At 56.9% G+C, this 13988-nt stretch carries 12 protein-coding genes, 1 tRNA gene and 1 pseudogene; 8 read left to right on the plus strand and 6 right to left on the minus strand.

Annotated features, from left to right (window positions below; genetic code table 11):
* Positions 1-2: 2 nt before the first annotated feature.
* The 3 genes from AC2TCY_RS02175 to AC2TCY_RS02185 are packed head-to-tail and all read right to left on the minus strand — an operon-like array spanning position 3 to position 2339.
* Positions 3-941, minus strand: a complete 939-nt coding sequence (locus tag AC2TCY_RS02175; RefSeq protein WP_480845168.1) for a flavin reductase — start codon at positions 939-941, stop codon at positions 3-5.
* Entirely contained in the window at positions 938-1765 is an 828-nt protein-coding gene (locus tag AC2TCY_RS02180) for an alpha/beta fold hydrolase (protein WP_480845170.1), read from the minus strand. The genes AC2TCY_RS02175 and AC2TCY_RS02180 overlap by 4 nt, the downstream gene beginning before the upstream one ends.
* Complete coding sequence (locus AC2TCY_RS02185; RefSeq protein ID WP_480845171.1) at positions 1737-2339, minus strand: amino acid synthesis family protein; 603 nt, start codon at positions 2337-2339, stop codon at positions 1737-1739. The genes AC2TCY_RS02180 and AC2TCY_RS02185 overlap by 29 nt, the downstream gene beginning before the upstream one ends.
* 103 nt (positions 2340-2442) lie before the next feature.
* Between AC2TCY_RS02185 and AC2TCY_RS02190 the strand changes: the two genes are divergently transcribed.
* Together AC2TCY_RS02190 and AC2TCY_RS02195 are read left to right on the plus strand one after the other, a co-directional pair.
* A complete protein-coding gene (locus AC2TCY_RS02190; RefSeq protein WP_480845173.1) occupies positions 2443-3135 on the plus strand; it encodes a GntR family transcriptional regulator in 693 nt (230 codons plus the stop codon).
* A gap of 124 nt (positions 3136-3259) precedes the next feature.
* Positions 3260-3964: pseudogene (locus tag AC2TCY_RS02195) on the plus strand (IS5 family transposase).
* Between the two features lie 140 nt (positions 3965-4104).
* Here AC2TCY_RS02195 and AC2TCY_RS02200 read toward each other — a convergent pair.
* Positions 4105-4194, minus strand: a tRNA-Ser gene (locus AC2TCY_RS02200).
* Between the two features lie 345 nt (positions 4195-4539).
* On the opposite strand from AC2TCY_RS02200, the gene AC2TCY_RS02205 reads away from it, so the two are divergent.
* A complete protein-coding gene (locus AC2TCY_RS02205) occupies positions 4540-5550 on the plus strand; it encodes a FecR family protein (RefSeq protein ID WP_480845174.1) in 1011 nt (336 codons plus the stop codon).
* A 187-nt stretch (positions 5551-5737) separates the two neighbouring features.
* Positions 5738-7963: a CHASE2 domain-containing protein gene (locus tag AC2TCY_RS02210; protein ID WP_480845488.1), complete on the plus strand. Its 2226-nt coding sequence runs from the start codon at positions 5738-5740 to the stop codon at positions 7961-7963.
* 237 nt (positions 7964-8200) lie between these two features.
* Here AC2TCY_RS02210 and hemC read toward each other — a convergent pair whose 3' ends face one another.
* Positions 8201-9160: a hydroxymethylbilane synthase gene (hemC, locus tag AC2TCY_RS02215; protein ID WP_480845175.1), complete on the minus strand. Its 960-nt coding sequence runs from the start codon at positions 9158-9160 to the stop codon at positions 8201-8203.
* Positions 9161-9267: 107 nt separating this feature from the next.
* Here hemC and hemE point away from each other — a divergent pair, with 107 nt between their 5' ends.
* The gene (hemE, locus tag AC2TCY_RS02220; protein ID WP_480845176.1) at positions 9268-10302 is read left to right on the plus strand and encodes a uroporphyrinogen decarboxylase; all 1035 of its coding nucleotides are present in this window, start codon (positions 9268-9270) and stop codon (positions 10300-10302) included.
* 54 nt (positions 10303-10356) lie between these two features.
* Here hemE and AC2TCY_RS02225 read toward each other — a convergent pair whose 3' ends face one another.
* Positions 10357-11451, minus strand: coding sequence for a CaiB/BaiF CoA transferase family protein (locus AC2TCY_RS02225; RefSeq protein ID WP_480845177.1), 1095 nt, complete (start codon positions 11449-11451; stop codon positions 10357-10359).
* A 150-nt stretch (positions 11452-11601) separates the two neighbouring features.
* Here AC2TCY_RS02225 and AC2TCY_RS02230 point away from each other — a divergent pair, with 150 nt between their 5' ends.
* The 3 genes from AC2TCY_RS02230 (at position 11602) to AC2TCY_RS02240 (ending at position 13905) form a co-directional block, all read left to right on the plus strand.
* A complete protein-coding gene (locus AC2TCY_RS02230; RefSeq protein ID WP_480845179.1) occupies positions 11602-12126 on the plus strand; it encodes an SRPBCC family protein in 525 nt (174 codons plus the stop codon).
* A 91-nt stretch (positions 12127-12217) separates the two neighbouring features.
* Positions 12218-13147: an ABC transporter ATP-binding protein gene (locus AC2TCY_RS02235; RefSeq protein WP_480845180.1), complete on the plus strand. Its 930-nt coding sequence runs from the start codon at positions 12218-12220 to the stop codon at positions 13145-13147.
* Complete coding sequence (locus AC2TCY_RS02240) at positions 13144-13905, plus strand: ABC transporter permease (protein ID WP_480845181.1); 762 nt, start codon at positions 13144-13146, stop codon at positions 13903-13905. The genes AC2TCY_RS02235 and AC2TCY_RS02240 overlap by 4 nt, the downstream gene beginning before the upstream one ends.
* Positions 13906-13988: the final 83 nt, after the last annotated feature.

The raw sequence follows: 13988 nt of genomic DNA on the forward strand, positions 1-13988 counted from the left end.
GCTCACTTTCTCCCATCAATGATCGGCTTCACCTCTCCGACCACTTCGTTGCCAAAATACACCCCGAAATTTCCCATGCGGCTTTCCTGCGCGAAGCGCTCCAACATGGTGCACATTGCCGGATCAGCGATATCTGTCAGCGTCGACTCGCTCAGTTCGGTGAATACGCCTTTGATCGGCGCACCACCTGCAGCCTGACACAGAAAGACGATGTGTTGGTGTTTGCGCGCTTCATCTTCGTAAACTGAGTAAATGAAACCCGGCTCGGCATTGACCCCGGTGTCCGAAATCAGCTTCGCCAACGCGCTGTTCGCACCTTTCGACACGTCCTCTGTCAGGGGCAACGTGAGGTGGCCAAGTTCATTGTCTACCAGAAGAACTTTACCGTCTTGTTCGATCAAGGCAGACACCACCATATCGGTTCGCCTGCTCAGAGCTTCGACCTCTGCTGCCGGTGTGACATACGCGCCGCGCGCGTAACCCAATCCGGGCGCGATAGTGTGATCAAAGGCTTTGACTTCGCCGATCAGGATCAGGTGATCACCCGCATCCACGGTCTTGTTCATCGCGCAATCGAACCACGCTGAAACCCCATCCAGAATTGGCGAGCCATGGGGGCCATTCTGCCAATCGACTGCAGCAAAACGATCCTCTACCGGGCGTGCGAATGTATTGGACACGTCAATCTGCGCCTCAGACAGAATATTGATCGCAAATTTCTGTGTATTGGCGAAGGTGTCATAGTTTCTGGACGTATTTGCCAGACAAACCAGGACAAGCGGCGGCTCAAGAGACACAGAAGTAAAAGAGTTTGCGGTGAACCCTAAGGGTTCATCCCCGTCATCAACCATGGTGACAACGGTAACGCCGGTCATGAAGCTACCAAACGCAGTGCGCAGAGCGCGCGGATTACTCAGCATCCGGGTGTCAAACTGTATCATGCGACATCTATCTCCTCGGTTGAGGTGTGCAGCCATTCCTGCAACGCGGCATTGACGGATTCCGGGGCCGTCAGATTCACCATGTGACGGTGTTTCTCTATGATAACGGCCCAGCCGCGTGGGGCGGCATCTGCCATGGCCTGAGACATCGCTGGCGTAGAGTTGGGGTCCGCCTCTCCGGTCAGCGCCAGCAGCGGGCAGGGGATGTTGGCGAACCCTTCCGCATAAGTCGCGTCACCATGCGCAAAGGCCGAATAAGCCGTTGCATAGCCTTCCATGTTAACCGCCCCGAGCCATTCCGCCACCTGTGCTCTTGCCGACTGCTCGGTCGGGCTGTCCCCAAACCAGCGGTTGAGCGGCGTCTCCAAATCAAAGGCGCCCGTCTCGATCAAGTCGGCTCGTGCTTTGACCGAGGCGCTCGCGCTCGCGTCACGACAGAATACCCCATTGAGCAGAGCAACCCGTTCCAGCCTTTCTGGATGGCGCACCGCAATACCTCCAGCAATAAGGGCCCCCATGGAGTGACCCGCAAGGCTTATTCTACCCAAATCCAAAGCATTCAAAACCGCACGGAACCAGTCCAGGTAATCCTTTAGCGTCGATCCGGTGGGAATTGGATCGCTGCCGCCGTGCCCGGGTAGGTCCAGTGCGAAGATGTGGTGGGTTTTTGCGAATTCTCTGAGCTGCGGCGCCCATGCGGCCGACTGCATTCCGACCCCATGGACAAAAACCAAAGGGGCGGCTTTTCCGGCATTGGAAACCCCGGCTTGTCGAAATGCGACTTTACCGAAAGGCTCAGACAGCAGCAGGGTTGTCGACGTCATGCCCCAATTCCTTCAGGTCCTGATACCGGTCGCCGATCCGGTGATGCGGTCGGCCTCCAATTGACGCTCCAAGCGCAATCACGATCTCATCCGCAGCAGGGGCATCTGCAATCTGTGTCTGGATCGTGAGGTAGTGGCTGCGTCGACCACCATCGTTTTTGTCCATCAGCGGAATTTGCAGGGCGGCGTTGGCGGGGCCACGTGTGTTGGTGAAAGCGAGATACGACTTTGCGCCTACAGCCTCGCGGTAGAAGTTTCCGAACCTCAATGTGTGGATCAGCGCCGATCCATGTTCGACCTCGCCGTTGAGCCCGACCATTGCCGCTTTGCCATACCCCTCGATCATGTCTCCACCACCGGTGGAATCAAGCACCATATCCGTCAGCAGTCGCCCAAGGCCGGGAGCACAGTCGTGAATTGACGGCTTGAGATCTTCAACAAATCCCATGCCCGCCCAGGGGTTTTTGATCACAGCGATGGCAGCGATCATCTTCAGGGGCTGCTCTGCTACCCTGCCGCCTTCTATCAAAGTATTCTCGACGTGGAGCAGCGTTTTACGGATTTCCGCGGGCATGGGTAACTCCTGAATGATTCGCGCGTTGTCATATGGTATACCATAATACAATATGGCAATCATACCTTGAAAACATCTACCCAAAGCTGCTAGCTCTTTGCCCATGAGCTTGCCCACACTGACAAAGATCGAACACCCGCCCGCAACCCTGCGCGACATGGTGCAGGAGCGTATGCGAGACGCCATTATTGAAGGGGTTTTTCAGCCAGGCCAAAGGCTTGTGGAGCGTCCGCTTTGCGATCAGCTTGGTGTTAGCCGAACTGTTATTCGCGAAACCATACGATATCTCGAGGCCGAGGGGCTGGTTGAGATTCTGCCAGGCCGCGGTCCGATTGTGGCCACCATCAGCCTCGAGGACGCGCGTCAGATTTACGACATTCGCCGCATGCTCGAGACCGCCGCCGCCCAAAGCTGCGCAAAAAATATCACGCCCGAGCGTGCACGCGCCCTATATGCTGCACTCAATCGCTTGAAAGAAGGCTTTGCAGACCCCACGCCCGGTGTGTTATTTCGTGCAACAGCTGATTTTTACTCTGAGATATTCGATGGCGCCGGGCACCATATCGCTTGGGAAATTGTCCAGCGATTGAATGGCCGGATAAGTCGCCTTCGTATGATGACCTTGTCTTCAACTGATCGGAAACGACCGGGAATCGTGCATATGGAGACCATCTGTGACGCAGTCGTATCGGGTAATGCAGCTGCGGCGCGCAAAGCAGTGGCGGATCATCTGGACGACACAATGGCAATCTCGGAAAAGCTGTTGTCAGACGTGGAGGGCTCCAAGGATGGTTGATGCAATCAACGATGGCGGGAAAACCTAGGGCCGGGATGTATTGATTTTTGCCGCGCTGCGTGTTTCACGTCTTGGAAAACGGAGTGGTGACACGAGCGATCTTTGTTCGCTGACCGTCGAACAGATGGCCAAGCTTGCCCCTTTTTTCCCAAAGTCATTTGCAAGCCTCGGGTTGATGACAAACGTGTGTTGAGGGGAACGATCTTCATCAATCGAAATGGGTTGCGCTGGCGAAGCGCTGCGGAAACCCATGGGCCGCACAAGACGCTCGACAGCCGGTGAAAGCGATGGAGCGAGAAAGGTATCTTCGTCCGAATTATGGTCAGCCTAGCCGCCTGATCCACCGCCCGGCAGGCGCATCCGAAAGATGCGGACGAGAGGGGGGCGAACCAAGCGCGACATGAATACCAAGCTGCATGCCATCTGCGATAGATGTGCCATGGTGCGCTATTGGATTAAGCACAATGGCAAATGGCGTCGTGCTCAACCTGTTTATTACCGCCAGGCAAGCCAGCAATTACATCGGTACTCGGGCTTTGCTAAGCAGTCTCCCAGACGTGGACTGGCTACTCATTGGCCGCGGCTATGACGCCGACTGGTTCCGGGACGCGTTGAAAGACAAAGGGATACGCGCCGGCATCCCCGCGGCCGAAAACAGCGCAAGTCACTGATCAAACACGACAAGCGCAGATGCAAGCGGCGAAACCGCATCGAGATCATGTTTGGCTGGCTCAAGGAAGGGAGGCGCGTAGCGATCTGCGACGACCGATGTCCCAAGGTCTTCCTCTCAGCCATCGCTCTCGCAGCAACTGTCATCTACTGTCTATGAATCCTGAGCATATGCATTCAAATCATCCTGGGATTAATACTCAAATCACATTTTGCCCCACATTTCGCGCAGACAAACCAAGGATTTCAAGGGGTGATGAGGCCTAAAGGCCTGTATTATATAGGTATTTTGAGTGTAAATGGCGGAGACGAAGGGATTCGAACCCTCGAGACCCTTCCGGGCCTACTCCCTTAGCAGGGGAGCGCCTTCGACCACTCGGCCACGTCTCCGCTGGCCGGTATATCCTTGCCTGTTATCCAGTTACAAGACGATTTTCCCGGATCGTGGCAATTTTCTGCACTCCAATGTGCATAGGCAAACACTACATCCGGCGCGGAAGTCGTTGGATGCCTGAAAACCACTGCTTGAATACCTGTGCCAGATCCAGTTGCGCGTGACGACATTACTCGTCGAACTTTGCTTGCAGAACAGAGTGCTTGCAAAGCGAGCGCTCAATCATGCATATTTGTTCATATTTAATGAGTTAAATGACCATAGTTAAAGGTCTTGAGGGGCAATGAGTGTCGGGCAAAGGGCGGTTGACGCCCTTCTGGGATCCTTTGGGGGAAAGGAACTTGGTTTTGGCCTGGTTACGAGTTTTTTTGATTTTTTGGGCCGTTCTGGCCCTTCCTGAAACGGCTTTAGCGACAATTGGTAAAGTTCTCAGCGTTAAGCAGGGCGCCGAACTGACGCGTGCTGGTAAAACGACGCGGGTGCGGGAAGGGATGGAGATCGTGTCGGGTGACACAATCTCCACCAACAGTTCTGGTGTCGTGCAACTGGTATTCTTAGATGAAACCAAGATAGCCGTCGGACCGAATGCGCGCATGGTCCTGGATGTAACGATGCTTCGCGGAAAACGCAGGGCCAAGAGCTTTGCTGTGCAGGCCCTGGGGGGGAGTTTCCGGTTCATTTCCGGCAATAGCAGAAAACGTGCGTATTCCGTCAAAACACCAACTGCCACGATGGCAGTGCGTGGCACGATCTTTGATATGTGGATTGTCGCAGACAAGCAAAGTGCGTTGCTGGTGCTTGAAGGTACCGTACGCATGTGCGGCCAAGGTGGCTCGTGTCGTTCGGGCCGACGCCAATGCAGCATGTTTGCGACAAATGCCAGCGGAGGTGTCGGCCGTCCGGCTGACCAGCAGCAATATTCCAAGGCATTGGAGACTGGATTCCCATTTATTCAGTCAGAACAGCAGCTTCTGCCTCAGTTCCAGGTGAATGCCGGAGGATGTGCCCGCGGAGCAGTATTTGTTCCGACAATCGCTCCTGAACAACCAGAGAGGCGTCAAGTGCGGGCTGCGAGGCCACAAGTCGCCGAAGTCACTGCCCCTCAGCCCACGGGCGAATCAGTCGAGGGCCGGGAACCAGAAGAAGAGCGCGAGGAAGAGCCGGAAAGAGAGCCAGAGAGAGAGCCAGAGAGAGAGCCGGAGGAAGAGCGCGAAGAAGAGCCAGAAGAAGAGGGCGAAGATAGGCCGGAGAGAGAGCCGGAGGGAGACTCGAAAAACGACGAGGTCCGGGACCCTGAAGGTGACGAGGACGGAGATCGCGGTGCGGAAGAATCTGATACCGAGCGAGAATGACGCGTCATGGAATGGGCGCTCGGGCCTATGAATGAAGCAATAGGCCGTAGGGGTCTGATGGAACGGTTCGTGTTGCCGCGAGACACACCGGCGAGGATTGAACTGCTGAACGTCCAGGAATGCAGAGAGACCTCGCCATCTGAACATTCTCCATTCCCCGGACGCCAAGGAGGTTGATGTGGCGGGCATGACAAAAGACCGGTTTGCAAGACGGTTGGCATTCCGCCTGGTTGGAGTCGGTCTGATTTTGCTTGGTTGCTTCGTGCGCGTCAGCGATCCATATCCCGTGCAGACGACCCGGATGATCTACTTCGACGTGCTCCAAAGAATTGCACCACGCGAATTTAACCCGAACTTGCCGGTGCGCGTCGTCGACATTGACGAACAAAGTCTGACCGCCTGGGGTCAGTGGCCGTGGCCTCGCAGCCGGTTAGGGCAAATGGTCGACAAGCTTGGTGACTACGGCGCTGCAGCCATCGCCTTTGACCTACTGTTTGCAGAGCCGGATCGCTATTCCCCTGCACGATTGTTAGAGGATCCCTCACTGGCCGACATGCTGCGTGTGCATGAGGATGCCGCGAATTTGGACAACGATGTGCTTTTTGGGGAAAGAATTGCCCACTGGCCAGTTGTTCTGGGGGTGGCGGCGCGACAGACAGCTGGCGGGCCCGCAATAACACCAAAGGTTGGAGTCATTGAGATTGGCGAGCAGCCCGCCGCCGGGTTGGTTCGGGTTTCACATTGGACCACGCTGGCCCCTCCGTTGGGGGAAGATTCGGCGGGAATTGGTGGCGTCAACGTCTCACCGATCGGTGGGATGGGCGTGGTGCGGCGCGTGCCGGTGCTGTGGTCCGGCCCCGGAGGCGTGCTGCCGAGCCTGGGCGTTGAGGCCTTGCGTGTTGCCTTGGACGAGCCAGTCATCTTTGCCGAAGGTGCGCAGGACGAAGCTGGTATTATGTTGGGGGTGGCAATCGGTGATTTTCTGCTGCCTACGACCGAGAACGGTGAAATCTGGGTGCGCTACAGGCGGGACGATCCGGGCCTGTATCTGTCTGCCGACGACATTATGCGGCGCGGAGAAGATCCTGCTTTGCGGGCGGAAATAGAGGGACGGATCATACTCGTCGGAACAACGGCGGCGGGTCTGTTCGACATACGTGAAACCGCGCTGGGCGAGACTGTGCCCGGTGTTTCGATTCATGCACAGATCATCGAACAAATCATTCTTGGCGATATGCTCAGCCGATCTGACGTAACTGCCGCATTAGAGCTGCTGGCCTTCGTCATACTAGGGGTGGTGGTGACAGTGGTCATGTCCAGTTTCGGGGCTGTGGCTTCTTTCATTGCCGGTGGAGTTGCTGCTGCTGTCGTGATGGCTATCAGCTGGCTGGCGTTTCAAAACCAATCCGTTCTGTTCGACGCCACATTCCCGCTGATAGGGGGTATGGCGAATTTCGGGTTGCTGGCGGGATATCTGTTCATCTCAACCGAGCGGGAAAAGCGGGTGATCCGCCAGAAATTCTCGCATTATGTCGCGCCAGAAATACTGGACGAGATGGAGGCCTCGGGTCACAGCCTTCAGCTGGGCGGCGAATCGCAGGAGATCACGGTGATGTTCTCGGACATCCGGGGGTTCACACCGCTGTCGGAATCAGTATCGCCGACGGATCTGGTAGCCTTGCTGAACGAGCTGTTTTCCGAGATCGGAGATCAGATACTGCTGGAGCGCGGTACAATCGACAAATTTATCGGTGATGCGGTCATGGCGTTCTGGAATGCGCCGGTGCCAGTCGACGATCACCCCTGGCGCGCCGCCCGGGCGGCGCTGCTGATGCGGCAGGCATTGGCAAAATTTAATGCCTCAGACCAGATGCGGCAACGTCCGCCGATCGCTTTGGCAACGGGATGCGCCACCGGAACGGCCTGTGTCGGCAACATTGGTTCACGCAGCCGGTTCAACTATACGGTGATCGGAGATGTCGTGAATGTAGCAGCGCGAATCGAGCAGAATTGCCGTCATGTCGACTATGACATTCTGGTTTCGCGGTCAGTCCAACAGGTGGTTGGGTCGACACTGGCGTTGTTGGAGGCAGGGTTCGTCGACCTGAAAGGGCGGAGTGAACCAGAGCCCGTTTATGTTCTGGTAGGGGACCGGATGCTTGCTGAAAGTGCCGACTTCAGATCTCTACTGGCCGCGCATGGAAAGCTGATCGCAGCCATCCGAGACGGTGAACCGCGATCGGTCATTGAAGTGGCGTGTGCGGAATGTACCGCGCTGGCAGTGGGTCTGGAGCCGGGGCTTGAGAAATTCTATCTTGCGCTGCTTGGTCGGTCCGCTGATTTCCGGTCGGACAGTCGAACGGACCAAGTTATGTTCAGCCATAACAACGGTCGAAATACGGTGATCCGATGAATGTGGCGAGTTTGTTTTGATGCGAAAAAGGAAACGGATCGCTGCCAGACTATATGACAGCGACCCGCCTCGATTGGATATTTAGGATCAGTTTCGCCCCCTCGAGAACTATCTAAAACAAAACGGGCTAAAACATTCGATATTCGAGACTGACCGGATATCCTTCCGGAATAACCTCTTATTGCACAGCCTCATGGTGCCCGACAGTGAAGTAGTTCACATTACAGAAAAAAACTGTCATCCGCGCCAGTCGAAAAATCCTGGCCCAGCCTGTTTCAGCAATGTTTCGGCCATGGAACGCCCAAGTTTGGCACCGTCCTCAACCGCGCCTGTAGCCGTTTCGCTGATTGCTTCGGATCCGTCCGGTCGCAGAACCTCTCCGCGCAGATAGAGCTGGCCGTCCCGCAGCTCTGCCAGCCCGGCAATAGGGGTTTCGCAAGATCCATCCAGACCAGCCAGCAGGCTGCGTTCGGCCGCAAGGCGATGCGACGTTTCGGAATGGTGAATAGCTTCGAGCATTGCAGCGGCGCGGTTGTCGTCGCTGCGCCGCTCAATCCCGATTGTGCCCTGCGCGATGGCGGGCAACATGTCGTCCGGGGAAATTGCGGTCGCCGGAACGTCATCTCTTTGCAGGCGGCGCAGGCCGGCCATGGCCAGAAAAGTGCAATCTGCAACGCCATCGGCCAGCTTCTTCAATCGGGTCTGCACATTTCCCCGGAACTCGACCACGTTCAGGTCAGGGCGACGGTTCAGCAATTGCGCACGCCGACGCAAAGACGACGTGCCCACCACCGCGCCTTGCGGCAGGTCGTGGATCGAATTCAGACTGGGTGAAATGAACGCGTCCCGCACGTCTTCGCGTGGCAGGAAAGTGTCCAGCACCAACCCTTCTGGTTGTTCGACCGGCATGTCCTTAGTCGAATGTACGGCGATGTCGATCTCGCCGCCCAGCATGGCTTCTTCGATTTCTTTGGTGAACAGACCTTTGTTGCCGATCTCTTTCAGCGGACGGTCCGCGTCGATCATGGCACGATTGTCGCCGGTCGTCTTGATCACGACGATCTCGAATGCCTCTTCGGGCAGGTCGAAGGCGTCGCTCAGCCGTTGACGGGTTTCATAGGCCTGAGCCAGCGCCAGTGGGGATCCACGTGTGCCGATTCTGAGAGGCGATGCGGGAGAGGGCAGAGTCAAAGTCATGGCCCTAGCTTTAGTCGCGTCACATTGCCCTGACAATGGGGGCAGAGCTTGACAAATTGACGCCGAAGGAAGACCCGTTGCGCCACATCTAAAGATCGGGGGCAGGAATGGCCGAGACAAAGAAAATTCTGCGGGCGCTGGCGGGCGAGGTTCAGGACGTTCCGCCAATCTGGATGATGCGTCAGGCAGGACGGTATTTGCCGGAATACCGCGCGACCCGCGCACAGGCCGGGGACTTTCTGTCGCTCTGCTATAATTCCGAATTGGCGGCTGAGGTCACTTTGCAGCCGATCCGGCGCTATGGCTTCGACGCAGCGATTCTGTTTGCGGACATTTTGCTGGTGCCGCAGGCGCTGGGCGCGGATCTGTGGTTTGTCACTGGCGAGGGGCCTCGCCTGTCGACCATTACGCAGCAATCGGGTTTCGATGCCTTGAAGCCGGTTGAGGACATTCACGAGACCCTCTCGCCCGTCTATGAAACCGTGCGCATCCTGTCGCGCGAACTGCCATCCGAGACCACTCTGATCGGTTTTGCCGGTGCCCCGTGGACCGTGGCGACCTATATGATTGCAGGACGCGGCACGCCGGATCAGGGCCCGGCCCACGCGCTGCGCGAAGAAAACAATGCTTTGTTCGAGGCCTTGCTGGAGCGGATCACCGCAGCCACGATCGAATACCTTTCGGCGCAGATCGATGCCGGAGCCGAGGTCGTCAAGATTTTCGACAGCTGGGCCGGGTCGTTGAAAGGTGAAGCGTTCCGGAAATACGCTGTAGAACCCTGCCGAGTGATCACTCAGGCCATCAAGGCGCGGCATCCGGGTATCCCTGTGATCGGTTTCCCGCGCGAAGCGGGCGAGGGCTATATCGGTTTCGCCAAAGCCACCGGCGTCGACTGTGTTGCATTGGACAATTCGGTTTCGCCTGATTGGGCTGCTGCGCAGGTGCAGGTCGACGGCTGTGTCCAGGGCAATCTGGCCTCTTCGCATATGGTGACCGGTGGGCAGGCGTTGGTGGATGATACCCGGCACATTGTCGAGGCATTCTCGAAAGGCCCGCATATTTTCAATCTGGGTCACGGGATCACACCGGATGCCGATCCTGAAAATGTGCAGCTGATGATCGACACAGTGCGTGCGCGGTAACGGTTGCGGGAGGGGGCGACCCCTCTCGACCTCCGGTTAATTTGCCTTGGGGTTTTAGTCCGCAGAAGGAATCTGGGCGAGCTCGCTCAGAATTTCTTGTGTGTGTTCACCTCGTGTTGGGCTGGGCTTGGGGTGCCAGGACGCGGTGGAGAATCTGGGTGCGCCGGCAGCCTGAAGTGTGCCGTGGGCCTCTTGCCAGGTCCGACGTGAGTTCATCCTGTGGTCTATTGCCTGTGCGGGGCTGAGGACCGGGGCGACGCAGGCATCGGTACCTGAAAACAAAGCCGCCCAGTGATCGCGGGGTCTTTCGGCAAACAGATGCGTCAGGCGATTGGTTAACTCGGGCCAAAGCTGGCGGTCAAACTGGCGCTGAAACTGCGGGTCATCCGACAGTCCAAGCAGATCCAGGAATATAGCGTAAAACTTCGGCTCGAGGCACTGCACCGAGATATGCCCTCCATCAGCACAAGAATAGCAACGGCTCCAGTGTGGGCCGTCCAGCAAGCTTTGGCCGCGGGTTTCCGAGAGGTTGCCGGTTTGGCTCAGGCTCATGAGCAGGTTCATCATATGGGCCGAGCCGTCATAAATGGCCGCATCGACGACCGTACCTGTGCCGGTTGCCCGCGCATGGATCAGTGCGGCCAGAATGCCCGTCACCAGATACAAAGCACCACCGCCGATATCCCCGACGAGTGTTGCAGGGGTCTGTGGGATTTGACCAGGGGGTGAGGCGTACCACAATGCTCCGGACAGCGCGATGTAGTTCAGGTCGTGGCCGGCCGTGACGGAAAGTGGGCTGTCCTGCCCCCAACCCGTCATCCGGCCATAGACCAATTTTGGGTTCAATCCATGGCAGGTCTCTGGCCCAAGGCCGAGTTTTTCCATTACGCCAGGTCGGAATCCTTCGATGAGGGCGTCCGCAGTGGAAATCAGGGTTAGAGCCGTGTTCAAATCCTGAGGGTCTTTCAGATCCAGCGCAATTGATCGTTTGCCACGATCCAACAGGGATTGTTCCGGCATGCCCGGAGTCACAGCACCGCCTTTGCGGTGAATGGTGATCACGTCTGCACCCAGATCCGCCAATAGCATCGCCGCAAAAGGGCCGGGGCCCAAACCTTCGATTTCGATAATCCGCATTCCGTCTAGCATAGCTCGGCCTCCCGCAGGGCAGAGTTTCGTCAGAACGGCCGGATTGCAAGAGATTGCTCGAAGGTGCGCGCGCAAATTGGTTGCCTGCGCCTAGTGTTAGGGGCTACGTCTGTGGTGATCTGCCACCGGGCTGCAAGAGGGGTTATTGCGATGCACTTGAGCGACACGAGGACCATTCAGGCCGCGCCTGCCGCTGTTTACGCGGCTCTGCTGGACCCCGAAGTTCTGAAAGCTTGCATATCCGGGGCACAGGAAGTGTCCGGTACCCCGGCAGACGGGTATGTGGCGACCGTGGTGCAAAAGGTCGGGCCTGTGAAAGCAACCTTCAAAGGCACCGTGACGATGTCCGATATGGTCGAGGCTGAACAGCTGACAATCACCGGAGAAGGCAAGGGGGGCGCAGCCGGATTTGCCAAGGGCAGCGCCTCGGTGACTTTTGCGCCGGACGAAACGGGCGGTACGGCATTAACGTATGATGTTGATGCCAAGGTTGGTGGTAAGCTGGCACAGTTGGGCAGCCGTCTGATTGACGGGTTCGCCAAGAAGATGGCCGACCAGTTCTTTACCAATCTGCAAGAGCATCTGGAGGGGCCGCCTGAAGAGACGGACGAAGGCGAACCTGAAGATGAAGAGGCTAAAAAGGGATGGTTGGGGCGTCTGACAGGGCGCGACTAGGCCCTGCACAGACGCGCAGAGCGCTGTGCGAATTTGACCTGTTCTGCTGCGGTTCGGCGCGATAGGGTGCCCGCCAGAACCGAGGAGACGCATGACACCGATTTTGTCCATAAAGGATCTGCGCAAGTCCTACGCGGGCGGCTTTGAGGCGCTTAAAGGCGTGTCGTTGGATATCGAGCAGGGCGAGATACTGGCGCTGCTCGGCCCCAATGGCGCGGGCAAGACGACCCTGATCTCTACCGTTTGCGGGATCACTACGCCGACTGCGGGTTCGGTCACAGTGGGTGGCCATGATATTCAGACGGATTTTCGGGCTGCTCGCAAGATGATCGGCTTGGTGCCACAGGAAATTGCGCTGGAACCTTTCGAAAAGGTCTGGAACACGGTTCGGTTTTCGCGTGGTCTGTTCGGTCACGGCACGGACAACGCCCGGATCGAGGAAATCCTGCGTAAACTGTCCCTGTGGGACAAGCGCAAGAATGCCATCAGGGAATTGTCAGGGGGCATGAAGCGCCGCGTGCTGATCGCCAAGGCGCTGGCGCACGAGCCTCAGGTGCTGTTTCTGGACGAACCTACTGCAGGGGTGGATGTAGAGCTGCGCAAGGACATGTGGGACATGGTTGCCGAGTTGAAGGCCAGCGGCGTCACCATCATCCTGACCACGCATTACATCGAAGAGGCTGAGGCCATCGCCGACCGCGTCGGCGTAATCGACAAGGGCGAGTTGCTGCTGGTGCAGGACAAGGACACGCTGATGGCTCAGATGGGCAAGAAGCAGATCGAGGTGATGCTGACCGAACCGGTTTCAACCATCCCCGATTGCCTAAAGGCCCACAATCTGACCCTGAACGGTGACCGGGATGTGCTGGTCTATACTTACGACACCAATGCCGAGCGTACGGGGATTACGACGCTGCTGAACGATGTCGCCCAGGCAGGGCTGGTACTGCGCGATGTTCAGACACGGCAGTCGAGCCTTGAAGAAATATTCGTCAATCTGGTGTCGGGAGAACCCGCATGAACTGGTCCGCGATTGCCGCCATCTACCGTTTCGAGATGCAGCGGTTCTTCCGTACGCTGGGGCAGAGCTTTCTGTCGCCGGTTCTTTCGACCTCGCTCTATTTCGTGGTGTTTGGCACTGCCATTGGCAGCCGCATCCAGGAGATCGAAGGCGTATCCTATGGTGCGTTCATTGTACCAGGACTGATCATGTTGTCGGTGGTGATGTTGTCGATTTCGAACGCGTCCTTCGGCATCTATTTCCCCAAGTTTCTGGGTACCATCTATGAACTGTTGTCGGCGCCGATCAATTTCATAGAAATTGTGATCGGCTATGTCGGGGCCGCAGCGACCAAAGCTTTATTCGTTGGTCTTGTCATTTTGGCTACAGCTACCTTTTTTGTCGATTTGCGGATCGAACATCCCTTTGCCATGGCGGCATTTCTGATCCTGTCCTGCCTCAGTTTTTCCCTACTGGGATTTATCATCGGCATCTGGGCAAGCAATTTCGAGCAGATGTCGCTGGTACCGCAACTTGTTGTGACACCTCTGATTTTTCTGGGCGGCACGTTCTATTCCGTCTCGATGCTACCACCACTCTGGCAGACGATCACCTTGTTTAACCCGGTGGTTTATCTAATCTCGGGCTTCCGCTGGTCGTTTTACGGCATCGCAGATGTTCCGATTTTCTGGAGCCTTCTGGCGATCTTGGCATTCACCGGAATATGCCTTGCGGTCATCGGTTGGATCTTCAAAACCGGTTGGCGTATCCGCAGCTAAGGCGTTGCATTTTTGCCCATCGGGTGTGGGAAATTGGTTCACGTCGTGTTTATGGGCGCGCGTGTCCCTTGTTAACGGTCGTG

The sequence above is a fragment of the Ruegeria sp. HKCCD7181 genome, from assembly GCF_057221055.1.